Annotated in this window: 16 protein-coding genes; 10 read left to right on the top strand and 6 right to left on the bottom strand. The window is 56.8% G+C overall.

The genetic code is table 11. From position 1 onward, the window contains the following. Window positions 1-56: 56 nt before the first annotated feature. On the bottom strand, window positions 57-1,316 hold the full coding sequence (locus DRW39_RS14385; protein WP_116107758.1) for an arginine deiminase family protein: 1,260 nt from the start codon (window positions 1,314-1,316) through the stop codon (window positions 57-59). 157 nt (window positions 1,317-1,473) lie between these two features. Between DRW39_RS14385 and DRW39_RS14380 the strand changes: the two genes are divergently transcribed. The 6 genes from DRW39_RS14380 to DRW39_RS14355 all read left to right on the top strand — a co-directional run bounded on the left by DRW39_RS14380 (window position 1,474) and on the right by DRW39_RS14355 (window position 7,127). Continuing rightward, the gene (locus DRW39_RS14380; RefSeq protein ID WP_116107757.1) at window positions 1,474-2,811 is read left to right on the top strand and encodes a glucosaminidase domain-containing protein; all 1,338 of its coding nucleotides are present in this window, start codon (window positions 1,474-1,476) and stop codon (window positions 2,809-2,811) included. Between the two features lie 9 nt (window positions 2,812-2,820). Then, window positions 2,821-3,594: a hypothetical protein gene (locus DRW39_RS14375; protein ID WP_116107756.1), complete on the top strand. Its 774-nt coding sequence runs from the start codon at window positions 2,821-2,823 to the stop codon at window positions 3,592-3,594. 1 nt (window position 3,595) lies between these two features. Then, window positions 3,596-4,294, top strand: a complete 699-nt coding sequence (locus tag DRW39_RS14370) for a ComF family protein (RefSeq protein ID WP_116107755.1) — start codon at window positions 3,596-3,598, stop codon at window positions 4,292-4,294. A 75-nt stretch (window positions 4,295-4,369) separates the two neighbouring features. Beyond that, entirely contained in the window at window positions 4,370-5,851 is a 1,482-nt protein-coding gene (guaB, locus tag DRW39_RS14365) for an IMP dehydrogenase (RefSeq protein ID WP_116107754.1), read from the top strand. A gap of 300 nt (window positions 5,852-6,151) precedes the next feature. After that, a complete protein-coding gene (locus DRW39_RS14360) occupies window positions 6,152-6,613 on the top strand; it encodes an FKBP-type peptidyl-prolyl cis-trans isomerase (protein WP_116107753.1) in 462 nt (153 codons plus the stop codon). Next, complete coding sequence (locus DRW39_RS14355; RefSeq protein ID WP_116107752.1) at window positions 6,600-7,127, top strand: TrmH family RNA methyltransferase; 528 nt, start codon at window positions 6,600-6,602, stop codon at window positions 7,125-7,127. Before DRW39_RS14360 ends, DRW39_RS14355 begins: the two co-directional genes overlap by 14 nt. On the opposite strand, the gene DRW39_RS14350 is transcribed toward DRW39_RS14355, so the two are convergent. Further along, window positions 7,104-8,528: a tetratricopeptide repeat protein gene (locus DRW39_RS14350; RefSeq protein WP_157976121.1), complete on the bottom strand. Its 1,425-nt coding sequence runs from the start codon at window positions 8,526-8,528 to the stop codon at window positions 7,104-7,106. The genes DRW39_RS14355 and DRW39_RS14350 overlap by 24 nt on opposite strands. A gap of 270 nt (window positions 8,529-8,798) precedes the next feature. Here DRW39_RS14350 and DRW39_RS14345 point away from each other — a divergent pair, with 270 nt between their 5' ends. Continuing rightward, window positions 8,799-10,133, top strand: coding sequence for a peptidoglycan-binding domain-containing protein (locus DRW39_RS14345; RefSeq protein WP_116107750.1), 1,335 nt, complete (start codon window positions 8,799-8,801; stop codon window positions 10,131-10,133). A 6-nt stretch (window positions 10,134-10,139) separates the two neighbouring features. Here DRW39_RS14345 and obgE read toward each other — a convergent pair whose 3' ends face one another. The 3 genes from obgE to DRW39_RS14330 are packed head-to-tail and all read right to left on the bottom strand — an operon-like array spanning window position 10,140 to window position 12,480. Continuing rightward, window positions 10,140-11,177, bottom strand: a complete 1,038-nt coding sequence (gene obgE / locus DRW39_RS14340) for a GTPase ObgE (protein WP_116107749.1) — start codon at window positions 11,175-11,177, stop codon at window positions 10,140-10,142. Between the two features lie 35 nt (window positions 11,178-11,212). Continuing rightward, window positions 11,213-11,800, bottom strand: a complete 588-nt coding sequence (locus tag DRW39_RS14335) for an adenylate kinase (protein ID WP_116107748.1) — start codon at window positions 11,798-11,800, stop codon at window positions 11,213-11,215. A 44-nt stretch (window positions 11,801-11,844) separates the two neighbouring features. Beyond that, window positions 11,845-12,480, bottom strand: a complete 636-nt coding sequence (locus DRW39_RS14330; RefSeq protein ID WP_116107747.1) for an NUDIX hydrolase — start codon at window positions 12,478-12,480, stop codon at window positions 11,845-11,847. 20 nt (window positions 12,481-12,500) lie between these two features. Here DRW39_RS14330 and pyrE point away from each other — a divergent pair, with 20 nt between their 5' ends. The 3 genes from pyrE to DRW39_RS14315 all read left to right on the top strand — a co-directional run bounded on the left by pyrE (window position 12,501) and on the right by DRW39_RS14315 (window position 15,244). After that, the gene (gene pyrE / locus DRW39_RS14325; RefSeq protein WP_116107746.1) at window positions 12,501-13,145 is read left to right on the top strand and encodes an orotate phosphoribosyltransferase; all 645 of its coding nucleotides are present in this window, start codon (window positions 12,501-12,503) and stop codon (window positions 13,143-13,145) included. A gap of 198 nt (window positions 13,146-13,343) precedes the next feature. Further along, on the top strand, window positions 13,344-14,429 hold the full coding sequence (locus DRW39_RS14320) for a M42 family metallopeptidase (RefSeq protein WP_116107745.1): 1,086 nt from the start codon (window positions 13,344-13,346) through the stop codon (window positions 14,427-14,429). An 11-nt stretch (window positions 14,430-14,440) separates the two neighbouring features. Beyond that, a complete protein-coding gene (locus DRW39_RS14315) occupies window positions 14,441-15,244 on the top strand; it encodes a hypothetical protein (protein ID WP_116107744.1) in 804 nt (267 codons plus the stop codon). On the opposite strand, the gene DRW39_RS14310 is transcribed toward DRW39_RS14315, so the two are convergent. Continuing rightward, window positions 15,234-16,565: a gluconokinase gene (locus tag DRW39_RS14310; protein WP_116107743.1), complete on the bottom strand. Its 1,332-nt coding sequence runs from the start codon at window positions 16,563-16,565 to the stop codon at window positions 15,234-15,236. The two genes, DRW39_RS14315 and DRW39_RS14310, sit on opposite strands and share 11 nt — an antisense overlap. Between the last annotated feature and the right edge of the window lie 9 nt (window positions 16,566-16,574).

Raw genomic sequence — 16,574 nt, 5'->3', positions numbered from 1 at the left:
TGTCGGTCCGTCGCCTACTTCCGATTATGCCGTTGCCGCAGGCTGTACTGCGAAGGTTACCCGACCCGTTCGACCGGGCAGGTCATACAGTGACTCCCGCCCCGACCGCGGCTCAGCTCGGCACTGGGAAGGGTGATAATCGTTTTACTGAGGGTGTGTACGTCCAGCTCCCCATTGCCCGCCCGATCAATGACCTCTTGGGCCGCTACGACCGTGTAGCCATTCTGCCGAAGGGCCTCGGCGGTAACCGGATTACGATCGTAGGTCAGCGCTACCCCCGGTGCTAGGGCGACTAGATTGCAGCCGTCCGTCCACTGTTCGCGCTCCTGGAACGGGCTGCGGCCGTTACCGGCGGCTATGAAGTTGGCTTCGGGATCAATCTCGTTGACAATGCACTCCTGGAGACTGGTGTAATGCAGGGTTTCACCCGTGTGCCGCCAGACTTCCACGCCGGACTGCCGCCCGCCTTCCAGGATAATGGGTTCGAAGCATACGTAGTCGTGCCGGTCGATCTGTGTAAAGATGGTATCCAGGTGCATGAAGCTACGTTCCGAGGGTACGCTCACCCGCACTACATTCTTTACCACGCCGCGCGCGAAAAGGTCGTCGGCCAGTTGGCGTATGCTGTAGGTGGTGGAGCGCTCGCTGTCGCCGATGAGCAGGAAGTCGCGATGGAGTAACATCACGTCACCCCCTTCCATATATACCTTTTCCCCCTGGCGGCTCGGGGGATATTTATCCACGTCGTTGAGGTTGATCACGCGTCCACTGTTCCAAAGTTCGGCGAACATGGGGTGGCCGACGATGACCATCCGCGTCAGATAGTTTTCCCGGCTACGTGCCTGCTTAGCTGCTTTGGTGACCAGCACGTGATCGTTGATGGTGACGGCAATGTCGCGGGTAAAAATGAAGTTGGGGATGGGATCGAAAAGCACCCGATCCTCCTCGGGTTCGTAGCCGGTAATGAGGACGTTAGCCAGCTGTTCCGGTGTCAGCTTGCCCAACTTTTCCACGTACATGTGGGGAAGCTCTTCCCACTGGACAATCAGTTCGAGCGACTCGGCGGTTACCTTCGGAGAGGCTTCGATCGCTTCCGCCAGGAGCGTTCCGATCTCGAGGACGCCGTCAGCACCGAGAAAGGTGCGGAGCAAATCGGTAAACACGTCGTGCTCCTCCTGGAGACGGGGGACGTAGACGATATCGTCAAAGAGGAGTTCCTCCGCGCGGCGGGGCGTAATGGTGGAAGTACCGGCGTCGGGTCGGTGAACGATCACGCGCTGTAGGCGATCGATCTCGGAATTTACTTGGATGGGCATGGAGCGAAGGTATGACAAGGTCGTGACGCTCCCCGAAGGATGGTGGCAGTTAGCCAAAATCTAAAAAAAAGCTAAATTTTGTGCCACTATCCCAAGAAGCTTCGGAATTTTGCCGTTACCGAGGTAACGTCCGTCTAACTACCTGATATATACTGATATGAAATTCGTTAGTGCCGTATTCTGTCTGATTGCCTTTTCCACCCTTTTTGCTAACCCAAGCTATACCTGGACCGCAGAGGAAAACAGCGAGCAGGAAGCGTACATCGAACGCTTCAAGCGCATCGCGATGGAAGAGATGGAGCGTTCCGGCGTTCCAGCCAGTATTAAGCTGGCGCAGGGTATCCTGGAGAGTAACTCCGGAAAAAGCTATCTCGCCCGGACGGCCAAAAATCACTTCGGCATCAAGTGCGGCAGCAACTGGAAGGGCGACGCCGTATACCGTGAAGATGACGACTATGACGACCGCGGCCGACTGACGAAAAGCTGTTTTCGCCGCTACCACAACGCGGATGCCAGCTACGTCGCCCATTCCGAATTCTTGCGCGACCCGAATAAGGCCTTCCGTTATGGCTTCTTGTTTCGCCTGGAACCGACCGACTATAAAGGCTGGGCGAAGGGACTTCGCAAGGCGGGCTACGCTACCAATCCGCGCTACCCGGAACTCCTCATTACGTTGATCGAGCGACACGGGCTGCACCAGTATGATGTTCCGGGCGAAATCGACCCCATCGACCTCGAGGTACCCGTGGAGGAGGCTATTACCGGCATCCTTAATACCAATGACGTCAATTACTACGTCAGCGGCGCTCCCGTTAATTTGCAGGCGGTAGCGCAGCAGGTAGATGTGAGCGTCCGCCGTCTACTCGACTATAATGAAAAGCTGGTATCGGAGAACCAGACCGTCCCTGCCAACGAACGCATTTATCTGCAGAAGAAGCGGCGCGCCTACCGTGGCGGTGACCGGTACCACACGGTAGCAGCGGGAGAAGACCTCTACGACATTGCCCAGCGCTACGGAGTTCGCGTCAGCAATCTTGCCCGCCGGAATCGCCTGGGGGAACAGGCAAGACCGGCGCCGGGCGAACAGATAAAGCTACGCGGGTGGAAGGTGCGCAATCCGCCCCGCCTGGCGCAGGCCGGAGCGGAGCCCGATCCCGTTGTTCCGATGACGCCGACGCCCGGCCGCACGACTGAACCCGCCACGATTGACGAGGATGGATTTCTGGATATGGGTGACCCCATCTCCCCGAATACCCCGATTCCAGAGCCGGATCCACAACCCGTAGTGGAGCCGGAGCAACCCGTCATTACCCCACCCGCCACGACACTGCCCACCAGTCCCAACCAACCCGCGGAAGTCTACCACGCGGTGGTATCCGGAGAAACCCTGTATGCGATCAGCCGTCGGTATGGCGTGAGCATAGAGGAGATCCGCCGCCTGAATTCCCTGACGGGAAATACCATCTCGGTTGGCCAGCAGTTGCGTATCCGCTAATTTACGGGCATGATCCGCCACCTCCTGCTCTTCTTTGCCCTGCTACCACTTAGCTTATCCGCTCAATTCATCGAAGAGGAAGGCGTATACGGCGAGGACTGGGGCGGTTACCTATGGGGCGTCCGGGGAGGATTGAGTCTGGGTAGTCAGGATTGGTCGAATATTGAAACGGAACTGAATCTTGGCTTCCACGGGGATCTGTTCCTCGAAAGCATACCCGCCCAGGGTACTTTCAGCTTTTGGGGCAGCCTGGGGTATCACCAAAGAGGGAGCCGGATCAGTCGTAGGCGCGCCATAACCTTTCAGGGAAACGGCGTCGTATTACCCGCTGACGACTTCGTGTTTAATAACGTAGCCCTGAGCATCGGCGGCAAGCAGGTCGTAGCTGCTCTCGGGCTCAGTGATGCATATTATATGATCGGCGTTCGTGCCGAATACAACGTGAGTACCAATCTGGGAGACTACGACATTCTCAGCTCCACGCAGGGGATTGCCTTCCGCAGCGCTTACCCGCTTGACTCTTACGAATTCATCAACCGGTTTACCTACGGTGCCACCGTTGGCGGCGGGCTGGTGATGCCGCTCAGTGAGCGCATCGGGGGCTTCGTCGAGTTGACGGCGCAACCCGACCTGAGCTTTCAATACAATCAGGGGCCGATCAACAACGTCCGCGATCCCTTTGGAAGTGGGAATACCACCCTTGGAGAACGAGCCATCCGCAACTTCACCATCGAGCTTAGCGTAGGCCTTCGGTTCCTGCGCAAATGGCGCTATGTAGACTAGCATGGGGTTAGGCGAATTGTTCCGGAGCCTTGGCAGTCTATTCTTTCCCAGCCTGTGCCTCAACTGTCGCAGGACACTGGCGAGCCCGGACGAACTGCTTTGCGTGCGCTGCGGTAACGAGATGCCCGTCTCCGATAGCTACCGCCATGCGGAAAACGCGGTCACGGACCGGTTGGCCGGCAGATTTCCGCTCACCTTCGGCGCGCACGCTTATACCTTTCGCGAGGGTACCGTATGCCAGGCCCTCATCCACGCCCTGAAATACCACGATCGGCCCGATGTGGGAGTTGCGCTGGGACGGCAATTCGGCACCATCTTACAGACGGCCGAGACCTTACACGATGTAGCGGGGATCGTGCCGGTACCCATTCATCGTCGGCGGCGCAGGCAGCGGGGATACAACCAGGCGGAGAAGATCGCCGAGGGGCTTGCGGAAGCACTTCAGGTTCGGGTGTATCCACGAGCGCTGCGACGGACGGCCTTTGCCGGATCTCAAACCAAGATGGGCAAACTGGAACGACTGGAAAATGTCCGCCATTCTTTTACCGCCGGCGAAGGAGATTTTACCGGAGCGCATCTGATCATAGTGGATGACGTATTGACCACCGGGGCTACCCTCGATTTTTGCGCACATGCCTTACTTGAAAAGCACGCGGGACTGCGTGTCAGCGTCGTCACGCTGGCGGTTGCGGAAAAATAGCAAGTCGGTAAGTCAGGAAAATGCAAGGAGTTGCCGAACAGTCCGGCAAAACGGCGGGATTGCTTACTTTTGCGCATGGAAGACAACAAAAGCACCCACGATCGCTTTGCCGTGCAGGGCCTGACCTTCGACGATGTCCTGCTACTACCGGCTTATTCCGAAGTTCTTCCCCGGGATGTGGACTTATCCAGTCAACTCACGCGCGGTCTTCGGCTGAATGCCCCCATCGTTTCCGCGGCTATGGATACCGTCACCGACGGCCGGTTGGCTATTGCCATCGCCCGACAGGGAGGGATCGGGATCGTACATAAAAATATGACCATCGCCCAGCAGGCTGCTGAGGTACGTAAGGTGAAGCGCTCGGAATCGGGCATGATCGTGGACCCGGTAACCCTTAAACACGACGCGACCGTCGCCGATGCCAAAAACCTGATGGCGCAGCACCGGATCGGGGGCATTCCCATCGTGAATGATTCCTTCGAGCTCGTGGGTATTCTGACGAACCGCGACTTACGCTTTGAAACGGCTTCCGACCGCCCGATCAGCGAGCGGATGACCACGGAAAAACTGGTTACGGCACCGGTAGGGACGACCCTGGAGCAAGCCAAGCAGATCCTACAGGGTTACAAGATCGAGAAATTGCCGGTTGTCGACGACAGTGGGACACTGGTTGGCCTGATCACCTACAAAGACATTCTAAAAGTTCAGAACTACCCCAATGCCTGCAAGGACTCCTACGGTCGACTGGTTGTTGGCGGAGCTATCGGCGTAACGGCGGACATGCTTGAACGGGTACAGGCCCTAGTTGAAGTCGGGGTTGACGTCATTACGATCGACACCGCACATGGCCACAGCCAGGGTGTATTGCAGGCCGTATCGCGGGTTCGGGATACCTTCCCAGATTTGCAAATCATCGGAGGCAACGTAGCCACTGGCGAAGCGGCAAAAGCACTGGCCAAGGCAGGTGCAGATGGGGTAAAGGTGGGTGTTGGCCCGGGTTCGATCTGTACCACCCGCATTGTCGCCGGGGTAGGCGTACCGCAGCTTTCCGCGATCGCCAATGCCGCCGAGGCGCTTAAGGGAACGGATGTACCCGTGATCGGCGACGGTGGCATCCGCTATTCGGGAGACATCGTCAAGGCGCTGGCGGCAGGCGCATCGACGATCATGGCCGGCAGTCTGTTTGCCGGCGTCGACGAAAGCCCCGGTGAAACCATCCTTTACGACGGTCGCAAGTTCAAGGTTTACCGCGGTATGGGATCACTGGGTGCCATGAATAAAGGAAGTAAGGACCGCTATTTCCAGGACGTGGAGGACGACGTGAAAAAGCTCGTACCGGAGGGCATAGAAGGACGGATACCTTACAAGGGCAGTCTCGCGGAAGTCGTTAACCAGTACCTGGGCGGACTACGCGCCGGAATGGGCTACTGTGGAGCAGCAACGATCACCGATCTGCAGCAGGCGGAGTTCGTGCGCATCACGGGTGCCGGTATTATGGAGAGCCACCCCCACAATATCACCATTACTAAAGAGGCTCCGAACTATAGCCGTAGGTAGGCAGCTACCTACTTTTTGATGGGGTAAGGCACAAAAAAAGGCCCGCCGGATTACCGACGGACCGCTTACATACACTCACCTTATCTTATACGCTTAGTTCGTTGATTATCTAACCCACACCTGGGAAAGGTGTTCAATTTTGTGAAAAAAAATTGAATAATTTTCCAATTACCCGATTCTGGCGGGCCTAAACGGGTTCATCTCTTACAATCTGCCCCTTTTGACAATTTTATTCACAAATGTGATTTAGCAATCGTTCCCGCGTAACTGCTTAACTTTGCCGTTCAAATCTGATCTACCATGACCGTACCGGCCTATATTTGGGCGTTGTTTTTTGGTGCCATACTTACGGTATCGGCCTGTAGCCAGGATGACTGCCAGGGCAGTGATATGGACATCGATGAATACGTCACGGCGAAAATCGACTCGCTCGGTGGTGACACCTCCATGCTCAACCGGCTGATTTACATCATCGACGAGCCAGGTGGAACGGAGCGCCCGACGGCGACAAGCCAGGTAGAGGTGACGTATACCGGCAAGACGACGGAGGGGGACGAATTTGACAGCACGGGAGACGTGCCGGTGACCTTCCCGCTAGACCAACTGATCCAGGCGTGGCAGATTGGGCTCCCACTCATCGGCCGCGGCGGTAGAATACGGATGTTCGTGGAGCCTCGCCTGGCTTACGGAGCGAACGAGGCAGCTAACTTATGCCCCAACACCGCGCTTATCTTCGACGTCCAGTTGATTGACTTCGAATAACCACTTAGTTATCCGTCAACTCACCCATACCGAAGTTCCCCGGCAAGCCCGGAGCTATCCGATCACGCTTCTATTACCCGACTGGACGAACCCACGCAACGTAGGGGCCGCTTTCAGATTGGCGGACGCGGCTGGCTTAAATGGCATTGTCCTGGCTGGATCCACCCCCCGCCCACCTAACTCAAAAATCGGCAAGACGGCCCGCTCCACCGTGCGCACCGTGCCCTATACCGAGGTGGCGGATCCCCTCACTTATCTACGTGCGGCGCGTGAGCGAGAGGCGTATATCCTTTCTCTGGAATTTGCGGACAATAGTCAATCCCTATTCGACTTTGCCCCTCCGGCCGGAGAGATCATTCTGATTGCCGGCAATGAGTCCGTAGGAATATCCGAGGACCTATTATCACTCAGCAATGCTGCGGTCCATCTACCCATGCACGGACAGAATACCTCCATGAATGTCTCGGTGGCCGTCGGGGCGGCCGTCTATTTACTGCTTATGAAGTTGCAATAGCGCCTGGACTTCTTCATCATCCACCAGTTCGGGATGCCAATTGAAGAGCAGGTCGTACTCGTCGTAATACTGGCTAAGGGCATCGTGCAGTAAGGCGAGGGCCCGCTGCCGGCGACCACAAAGCATGAGGATGGCGACGGTGCCGAAAGCCAGGGCGGCATCATCGTAGGCTTCCACGACCTCCTCCAGCATTTTGATGGCGTCTATTTCCCGTCCGTGCTCGACCAGGAACAGCGCGTAGGAAACGTAAGCATCGCTGAACTGCTCGTCCATCTCGATGGCCTTCAAGAACGCTTGTTCGGCCTCCAGGGGAGCATTCGTAGCCGAGCTGCAGAGGGCGAGGCCCAGCCAGCAATCGGCGGTGTGATTGGGTAGCTCGACGGCACGACCGTAGTTGTAGGCAGCTACGCCCCATTTTTCTTCCGCCACGCAGCATTCGGCGATGTACTGAAAGATATCGTACATCTGCGGGTCCAGTTCAACGGCACGGAAATAAGCGCGCTTGGCCTCGGTGATCTGATCGAGCATCTGATAACTGCGTCCGATGCGCATACAGGTTTCGTAACTTTCCTCCGCTTCGTCGGATTCAAAGTAAGCGTTGTACGCCTGCAGTGCCGGCTCGTACATTTCGAGATCGAAAAGCTTGTCGGCGTATTCCAGATCGTAGGAACTACGTGCCTCATTCAGGGACCGGGCATTGGCAAAGGCATCCAGTGCAGCGAGATCGTCACCACCGTCGTCGTGCCAGAGGCCGAAGTAGAACCAGGATAAGTCGCTGAAGGGATCGCGGTCGGTCTGCCGCTTCAGCAGGTCGCCGATCTCGCGCCGAAAGGCGGAAAGTTCCGGAGCATTCAGCAACTCATCGTAGGCGGGTTCCTGATAGGGATCCAACCGAATGGCTTCCGAGAGCGCTTCGAAGCTTTCGCGGTAGCGATTTTCCTGCATACAGAGTAGTCCATCGAAGAAAGCGAGCAGGCTCAGCTTCTCGTCTTCTTCCACGACGTTGTACAACTGATCGAGGGCGGTGCGGGCTTCTTCCTGGTGCTCGAAGTGAACGTAAATCTCCAGGCGCAGCATCATGACTTCTTCGTCATTTGGGGCGTAGATATTCAACTGCTCCAGGGTCGAAAGGGCATCGTCTTCTTCGAGATTGATCTTGTGGATCAATGCCTTCCACTTATAAAAATCGGGTGTGTACGTGTGTTGGGTGATGGCTAAATCGGCCACTTCCAGGGTTTGGTCGTAATCGTGCTTACCGAAGTAATGCATTAATAACTCTTCGAATTCCTCTTCGGAGAGAAAGACCGCATCCCCGCTGAGAGCCCCTTGTTCGTACCTGGCCACCAGGGCCATCAGCGCCTTTTCGCGCTGGTCGTTGCTCTTTCTATTCATACCGGTCATCGCCCCCGGCTTAATCGCCTGGACCATTGGCTGGGGATCGTGGTAAAAATACGGTTTCGGAGGCAGAAAGTTGCATGGACGGACGGGTATATAAACCGACTTGTCCGCCTCCGTCCAGTCGAGCTTAAGATGTTCCCAAACACAATATCTTGTCTAGGATGCCGCCGGTGAGAACCTCAATGCCCCGTCAACCCTTACCTTAGCCGGGAGTTATTCCGCTGCGCGATACGCGGCCTCCCCCGCCTTCATTACTGATCCAACAACCAACCGATGCCAAGACTGATAATCGTACTGCTGCTTGTCGTAGCGGCCAAAATCTCCGCCCAGGAACTTTACAACGTGCGTATCGGCACATTCCAGGACGTGCGCGCCGATGACTTTGCCGAGCTTTCCGAACTGGGTTTCGTGTACGGTCTGCCGATGGACGGCCAGCTCACGGATGTTTATATCGGTAATTATACGTCCGAGGACCGGGCTACCGACGTAACGGAGAACTTACAGAACAGAGGATTTCGCAACGCGGCTCCCTTCATCCTGCCGGTATCGGAGAAGGAGGCTACGGATTACATCCAGATTGCGCTTCGCGGACGCGGAAGAGAACTCAACTGGGCCGAGCTTGAGCGGGCGGGGACCCTCTACGTCGACGCAAGGGATGGGGTTACGAAGGTGGTTGCCGGCCCCTACGCGAATGCCGAGGCCGCCAACGCTGCCCTTGCCCGAATCCGTGAACTCGGCTACGGCGATGCGTTTACCCGGTCGATCAAGCCGGGAAGGCTAATCTCCGTCGGACTTTTTGAGACAGGCATAAAAAAGCCCCTGATTCCGATTGATTTGTCTCGAGCACCCGTACGACCTTCCGGTCCCCGGGACAGCATTTCACCTGCGCCGCCGCCGCCCGCACCTGTTCCCGCGGCGCGGCCGGCAGATACGGTCGCTACGGCTTCACCCGCCACCAAACTTCGCGGAGAAGCCGCCTTAGCCGAGGCCGTCCGGCCGGTCCCGGTGACCAAACCCAGCCTGCCTGAGATTGACGTCGAAACGAAACGACATTCCGCCGCGGAACTCCAACGGGTTCTCAAAGAGAAAGACTTTTACCAGGGCAGCATAGACGGATACTACGGAACGGGTACCCGCGGTGCCTTCGAAAAGGCCTGGAATGAGCTGGAGGAACTGAAAAATTACCGCCTTCTAGCCGGGATGAACGATCCGGGCCGCTCTACCGCCGGCCCCGTGAGCTGGCCGGAGATGCTCGTACTTTCAGTCATTGCCGGGGATCTGGCGGCCGGCCTGGCCAACGTAGATCGGGAGTCCGAGCTATCACGCGAACGAGCCGCTCTGTTTCAGGCAACCGGAAAACTCTCCGCGGCGGAATCTTCGGAGGCACGAAACTGGGAGTCAACCGTCTGGAACAATCTGAACGACTGGGCCGTAGAGGACCCGCTCCACGCGCGTTTGCTCAGTGCCCTGCGCGTAGCCTACTACCAGTCACAGGTTCGCCTGGAAGCCATGTACCAGCAACGCGGTCTTAGTGCCACAGAATCCCGGGATCTTGCCACCGCCGCGCTGCGGAACGTACTGGCGGCTGATTTGGATCGCTTTCTCTAAGCCATCCTACTCCTCTTCCATAGGCTGCTGGAGCCCGTCGTAATCTTCCCGCCGGGAGATGATCATCTGGTACAGCATATCTTTTAAGGCGGTCATTCCCTCACCCGTAACGGCGGAGATGTACAGGCTTGGCAGATCCGTTGGTACTTCCCCCGCGCGGAGTCGCTTCAGCTCCTCGTCGACCATATCGGCCCGGGTTAGCGCCAGCACGCGAGGTTTATCCAGCAGTTCCGGGTTGTACTGCTTCAGTTCGTGTAGCAGAATACGGTACTGCTTCTTGATGTCATCGGCATCGGCCGGAATACAGAAGAGCAGGGTTGCATTCCGTTCGATGTGGCGCAGGAATCGGTGCCCCAATCCCTTACCCTCGTGCGCCCCCTCGATAATCCCCGGAATGTCCGCCATGGCAAAAGACTTGCCGTCGCGATATTGTACCATACCCAGGTTGGGAACGAGGGTTGTAAATTCGTAATTGGCGATCTCCGGTTTCGCCGCGCTGACCACGGATAAGAGGGTTGACTTGCCTACGTTGGGCAGCCCCACCAGGCCGACATCGGCAAGCACCTTCAGCTCCAGGATGTACCAACCTTCGGTACCTGCTTCTCCGGGTTGGGCGTATTCGGGGCTTTGGTTGGTACTCGATTTAAAGTGGGTGTTACCAAGTCCGCCCCGGCCGCCTTCAAGGAGGACATACTCCTCTTCGTGAGCTGTGACCTCTACAAGAAATTCGTTCGTCTCCGCGTCGCGGGCAATGGTGCCCAGGGGCACTTCCAAGATGACGTCATTGCCACTGGATCCCGTTTTATTGTTTTCACTGCCACGCTGGCCGTGCTCGGCACGGATATGCTTCTTGTACTTAAATTGTAGCAGCGTCCAGAGATTGCGGTTACCGCGAAGAATGATGTGTCCGCCACGACCGCCATCGCCGCCATCCGGACCGCCCTTCGGGATTCCCTTCGCCCGGTAGAAATGCCGGGAGCCTGCCCCTCCGTCCCCGGAGGTCAGGTTAATCTTTACGTAGTCAACGAAATTTGCCTTTGCCATACGGGTTCTCAACGGCCCGAGGGCCCCGGTGTGCGCTACAGGCTGTCTTTGGACTCCCGGCCGATGATGGCATCGATCTCCCGGGAAACCTCTTCCGGCGTCAGGGAACCGTCAACGCGGTGGGCCAGACCCAGCTCGTCGTAGAAATCATAGACCGGCGAGGTGTAGTTGACGAAATTTTCGTAGCGGGTCCGAATGACGTCTTCCTTGAGGTCGTCGGCACGTCCGCTGGTGGCTCCGCGCCCCAGGATACGCGTTACGATGGTGTCTACCTCGACATCGAGGAGGATCAGCGCGTTGATCTGGCTGTCCCTTTCCCGCATAAGGTCGTTCAGTTCAGCCGCTTGTGGATCAGTGCGGGGAAATCCGTCAAAAATGATACCGGGAACATCGGGGTGTTGATCCACCCGCTTGCGAAGCATGGCGATCGTGACTTCATCGGGCACCAGGTGGCCGGCGTCCATATACGATCTGGCTTCCTTGCCGAGCGGGGTATTGCGGCTAAGTTCCTCCCGAAACATGTCTCCCGTACTGATGTGCAGGAAATTGTGTTTGTCCACCAATAAACCGGCTTGGGTTCCCTTTCCGGATCCTGGAGGGCCAAATAATATAATGTTGTACATAGTGGAGGTCGTGAGTGGGGCGCAAATATAGAAAAGGCAGCCGGTTAACTCCGAGCTACGTACTGGTTAAGTAGGAAGCGGAGGTTTTCGTAAAGGGGATCTCCGCTCCGGAGCACTTCATCAACATGACGCCACTCAGCCCGCAGAATATCCTCTTCGGTTTCGGGAACCAACTGCTGCTGCGTCGTCGTCATGCGGTACCAGTAAGTAGGCTTCAGAATGCGGTTTTTCTTACCGCGATAAGTGTGGTAGGTGACGGGTAACGGCTCACCGAGCACTAATTCCGCTAGCCCCGTTTCTTCTTCTACCTCCCGCAATGCGGCGGTGGGTCGATCCTCCCCGTCGTCTAGTTTCCCTTTTGGCAAATCCCAGGAGCCGCGCCGAAAAATGAAGAGTTGTTTGCCGTTCTCGGTGTTGGTTACCACGCCGCCGGCAGCTTCTATCCACCGGTAATGAGACTGAAAATCGGCCCATAGCGCTTCAACATCGTCCGTCAGCAACTCGATAGAGGTGACCTTCTGACTGGCTTTCTCCAGCGTGTCAACGTAGTTAAGCAGGCTCTTCTTCTTGCCGGTATACCGGGCAACGAGATGGGTGTCGGGGGCGGTGTCGCCGTATAGCCCGGGGGAGGAAAGCTCCCGGAGAGCCAGCGGACGATCGTTGATATAGATTACGTACATTTGCGCGAAATTTACAAACTATGGACACATCCCGTCGAATCGCCCGCCAATTATTGGCGGTCGAAGCCGTAAAGCTCCAACCACGGGAGCCTTTTACCTGGGCCAGCGGCTTGCGATCGCCCATTTACTGCGACAATCGCGTCTTGCTGTCATACCCGGCTATTCGCACGGAGGTGGTCGATGCCTTGGTTGAGGTTGCACAGACCATCCCGGGAATTGACGGGATCGCGGGCGTAGCTACGGCCGGCATCCCCCATGGTGCCCTGCTGGCCGATCGGATGGGTGTTCCGTTTGTCTATGTGCGCAGTTCCGCTAAAGAGCACGGACGCCGTAACCAGATCGAGGGTCGCCTGGATCCCGGCAAGCGTTACCTGGTGATAGAGGATCTAATTTCCACCGGCGGCAGCAGCCTAAAAGCGATCGAGGCACTGCGGCAGGCGGGGGCCGAGATTGCCGGTGCGGTAGCCATTTTCACCTACCAGTTCCCGGCGGCGGAAAGAGCTTTTCAAAACGCCCAGGTTCCGCTGGTCACCGTGAGTGACTACGAGAGCTTACTGGCAGAATCAAAGGAAGCGGGTCGCATCACCGACGAGGAAGCCCAAACCCTGGCCGAATGGCGACAGGATCCCCGCGCCTGGAGCGACAGCTTCTCCGCAGAACATTAGCTCACTTTTCGAATTACATCGATCCGGTCTACTTAAGTACCACCGCGAAATCAGGGTGTACGGCTATTAGGCAATAGAGTACCTCGTACTGATCCTTTGCCCCTCCTTTATGCTTTAAATACCTCGTATTCCGCATCGCTATAAACACCGAAGTTACCCCGAACCGCCTTCTATTTTCAACCACTTTGAACAACCAACATGTCGATTTTAAACGATTCTTCAGAAAGATTTTTACACGATTACCTGAATAACGCCTCCCCCACCGGCTTCGAAAGTGCCGGACAAAAACTCTGGATCGATTACATCCGGCCTTACGTTGACGAGATCGCTCTCGACACATACGGCACGGCTTACGGCGTCATCAACCCCGGCAAAGATTACCGCGTGGTAATCGAGGGTCACGCCGACGAGATCAGCTGGTTTGTGCACTACATAACCGATAACGGCTACCTGTACGTGGTTCGCAACGGAGGGAGCGATCACATGATAGCGCCCTCCAAACGGGTGAATATCCACGGAGAAAAGGGCATCGTCCGGGGCGTCTTTGGCTGGCCGGCGATTCATACCCGCCGGGGCGAGGATAGCAAATTAGCACCTAAGATCGAGAATATCTTCATTGATATTGGGGCAAAGGACAAAGACGAGGTCCATGAAATGGGCGTACAAGTTGGGAGTGTAATCACCTACCCCGACGATCTGGAAGTCATGAATGATCGCTACTACTGTGGCCGTGCGCTGGACAATCGCATGGGCGGTTTCTGTATTGCGCAGGTTGCGCGCCTCATCCGGGAGCGGAACATTGATTTACCTTTCTCGCTCTACATCGTCAACTCCGTACAGGAGGAAGTAGGATTACGCGGGGCCCAAATGATTGCCGATCGCATCAAGCCGCAGGTTGCCATCGTAACCGACGTGACCCACGACACGAATACGCCCATGCTTGACAAGAAAAAGGTAGGGGACGTCAAAGCCGGTAAAGGGCCCAGTGTTACTACCGCTCCGGCCGTTCACAACAAACTGCTCCAACTGATCATCGAGGCCGCCAGGGAGAACGATATTGATTTTCAGCGCGAGGCTAGCAGCCGGGCGACCGGGACCGATACCGACGCCTTCGCCTATTCGAACGGAGGGGTAGCCTCGGCACTGATCAGCCTCCCGCTGAAGTATATGCATACTACCGTCGAAATGGCCGCTAAGAGTGACGTGGAAGGTGTAATAGAACTTATCCTCCACAGCCTTGAGAAGATCGAAGACGGAATGAGCTTTAATTACTTCGAAGTGTAGCACCCTGGTTTATGCGCAATCCTCTGCTGAACTGGCTCTTCTACGGGCATATCTGGATTGCACTTGCGGCCCTGGCACTTAGCTGGCAGTCCACCTACCTCGCGGGCGGCCAGCCAAGTCTGGGTGCTATTCACTTTTTCGTACTGGCAGCTACACTCGGGGTGTACACTCTGCACCGTCTGCTTAGTTTCCATCGAGCCGGAGGACAGCCCGACGGGCGCCGTTATCGGGTAGTTGCCAAACACCCACGACTAACGCTGCTGGTAGGGTGCGGAAGTTTGGTCGCCGCTACGGCCACCATTCTCCTCATACCCCTGTCGCAATTTTGGCCGGTTGTTTTTGCCGTACCGTTCACGTATTTCTATCTCATTCCGATCTATCCGGGTGGCCCCCGCCTGCGCGATTTTCCCTACCTCAAAGTAATCTGGGTTGCCCTGGCCTGGACACTCATGACGCACGTCTTCCCTACCCTACCCCACCATTTGGGAATAGAGGCCCTGATCCGTTTCCTGTTTACGCTGGCCATAGCCCTGCTTTTTGATACGCGGGATGTAGCCCTGGACAGACGCCAACTCGTCAAGACGCTTGCCGCCAATTATCCCCGGCTCAACCGGCGTCTCGCCCTATCGCTCTTGCTGGGGTGCGCGCTGCTATCCCTCTACGCGTATCCCGGTGCTACAGGCGGTAAACTTGCTTTGGCCTACGGCACCGGGATTGGGTTTGGCGCATTCGTAGGCCCCGAACGGGGCGAGGATTACTATGCGGTGATCATCAACGGCCTTCTTCTACTCCCGCCGCTCGCGCTTACGTGGTGACGGAAGCATAGCGCTTAGCGATAAGCGCGGCACCGTAGGCGCTGGCCTGGGGAGTGTGGGCCACTTCCACGCGACGTCCGCTCCGTTCAGCAAGTAGATCGACCCAGGCCTGGGAGCGCGTAAATCCACCACTGGCGTAGATCACCTCCGCCGGGCAGGTAGCTTGTTCGACTTGTCGGAGAATCTCTATTACGTTGTCCGTCACTCCCAGAAGTACGGCGCGCGCCATATCCACGGCCGTATGGTTGCCGCGTAAGTTTTGGAAAGAGGCCGTAGCCAGGGCGTCCCAAATGGGCGCACGCTCTCCATTCAGGTAAGGAAGGAATCGAAGGTCGGTATCCGGTGCGCCAGTGGCGGCTTCGATCATATTTCCGATGTTATCGAAGTGGCTGCCCAACAAATCAAATAGCCATTCGATCACTTTTCCCCCGTTGTTGGTTGCTCCCCCAAGAACGGCGTAATCGTCAAATAAAAGGTAGTTGAAAAGCTGGTGATCGGTTCCGGCGTTGAAGCCCTTGTGCGTAACCCGCACCGCCCCGCTGGTGCCAATGGTCAGGGAAACCTTGCCCGGCTCCAAGAGTCCACTGCCAAGATTAGCCAGGCAGCCATCTGATCCACCTATGTACAGCGGAATATCGGCTACTCCCAGCCGGTCAGCGATGTCCGTTTTCCAGTTAAGACAATAGCCCGCAGGTACGACACGGGGTAAGCGAAGCGGAAAGGGCTTGCCATTCGCAGCCACCCGTAGCGCGTCCTCATCCCACTCGCGGGTTTCCAGGTTCAGCAAGCCGGTGGCGCTGGCCAATTGCTCATCGAGCAGATGACCGTCCGTTGTCCATTTGTCAACCAGGAAAGATTTAAGATCGCTGAGATAGGTAGCTTTCTCTAGCTCAGCCGGGCGTTCCTCCGTCAGCCAGCGCATTTTGACCATCGGAGACATAGGGTGGACCGGCGTTCCGGTACGGTGGCGAAGCTCGTCGCGCTCATCCGGGGAGAACTGATCCATTACGGCCTGTGAGCGGATGTCGGCCCACGTCATGATCGGCCCGGTCGGAGCTCCGGATGCGTCCAGCAGCAGCACGCCGTGCATCGGGCAACTGATCCCGATACCGGCAGGGCGCTGGGGAAGGACGGCCATTAATTCCCGGAGTAGTTTTTCGGCTACGGCGATGATCTCGTCGACGTCCTGTACCGCCGCCCCCTCGTCGGGATAATAGAGTTCGTATCCACCGCTTCGTTCCTCTACCATTTTGCCGTCCTCATCGAAGGCACAAACTTTGGCGGAGGTAGTACCCAGATCTAAACCGAGATATAGAGGCATGGAGAATAC

The organism is Lewinella sp. IMCC34191 (assembly GCF_003390935.1).
In the GTDB taxonomy this organism is placed as follows: Bacteria; Bacteroidota; Bacteroidia; order Chitinophagales; family Saprospiraceae; genus Neolewinella.
This window is presented reverse-complemented; position numbering and strand designations above follow the sequence as displayed.

Excerpts from the sequence above, each read along its gene's own strand:
- DRW39_RS14320 (WP_116107745.1), top strand. The coding sequence starts at position 13,344 with ATGTCGATTTTAAACGATTCTTCAGAAAGATTTTTACACGATTACCTG.
- DRW39_RS14310 (WP_116107743.1), bottom strand. The coding sequence starts at position 16,565 with ATGCCTCTATATCTCGGTTTAGATCTGGGTACTACCTCCGCCAAAGTT.
- DRW39_RS14315 (WP_116107744.1), top strand. The coding sequence starts at position 14,441 with ATGCGCAATCCTCTGCTGAACTGGCTCTTCTACGGGCATATCTGGATT.
- DRW39_RS14370 (WP_116107755.1), top strand. The coding sequence starts at position 3,596 with ATGGGGTTAGGCGAATTGTTCCGGAGCCTTGGCAGTCTATTCTTTCCC.
- DRW39_RS14360 (WP_116107753.1), top strand. The coding sequence starts at position 6,152 with ATGACCGTACCGGCCTATATTTGGGCGTTGTTTTTTGGTGCCATACTT.
- DRW39_RS14375 (WP_116107756.1), top strand. The coding sequence starts at position 2,821 with ATGATCCGCCACCTCCTGCTCTTCTTTGCCCTGCTACCACTTAGCTTA.
- obgE (WP_116107749.1), bottom strand. The coding sequence starts at position 11,177 with ATGGCAAAGGCAAATTTCGTTGACTACGTAAAGATTAACCTGACCTCC.
- DRW39_RS14350 (WP_157976121.1), bottom strand. The coding sequence starts at position 8,528 with ATGACCGGTATGAATAGAAAGAGCAACGACCAGCGCGAAAAGGCGCTG.
- DRW39_RS14335 (WP_116107748.1), bottom strand. The coding sequence starts at position 11,800 with ATGTACAACATTATATTATTTGGCCCTCCAGGATCCGGAAAGGGAACC.
- DRW39_RS14330 (WP_116107747.1), bottom strand. The coding sequence starts at position 12,480 with ATGTACGTAATCTATATCAACGATCGTCCGCTGGCTCTCCGGGAGCTT.
- DRW39_RS14345 (WP_116107750.1), top strand. The coding sequence starts at position 8,799 with ATGCCAAGACTGATAATCGTACTGCTGCTTGTCGTAGCGGCCAAAATC.
- DRW39_RS14385 (WP_116107758.1), bottom strand. The coding sequence starts at position 1,316 with ATGCCCATCCAAGTAAATTCCGAGATCGATCGCCTACAGCGCGTGATC.
- guaB (WP_116107754.1), top strand. The coding sequence starts at position 4,370 with ATGGAAGACAACAAAAGCACCCACGATCGCTTTGCCGTGCAGGGCCTG.
- DRW39_RS14380 (WP_116107757.1), top strand. The coding sequence starts at position 1,474 with ATGAAATTCGTTAGTGCCGTATTCTGTCTGATTGCCTTTTCCACCCTT.
- pyrE (WP_116107746.1), top strand. The coding sequence starts at position 12,501 with ATGGACACATCCCGTCGAATCGCCCGCCAATTATTGGCGGTCGAAGCC.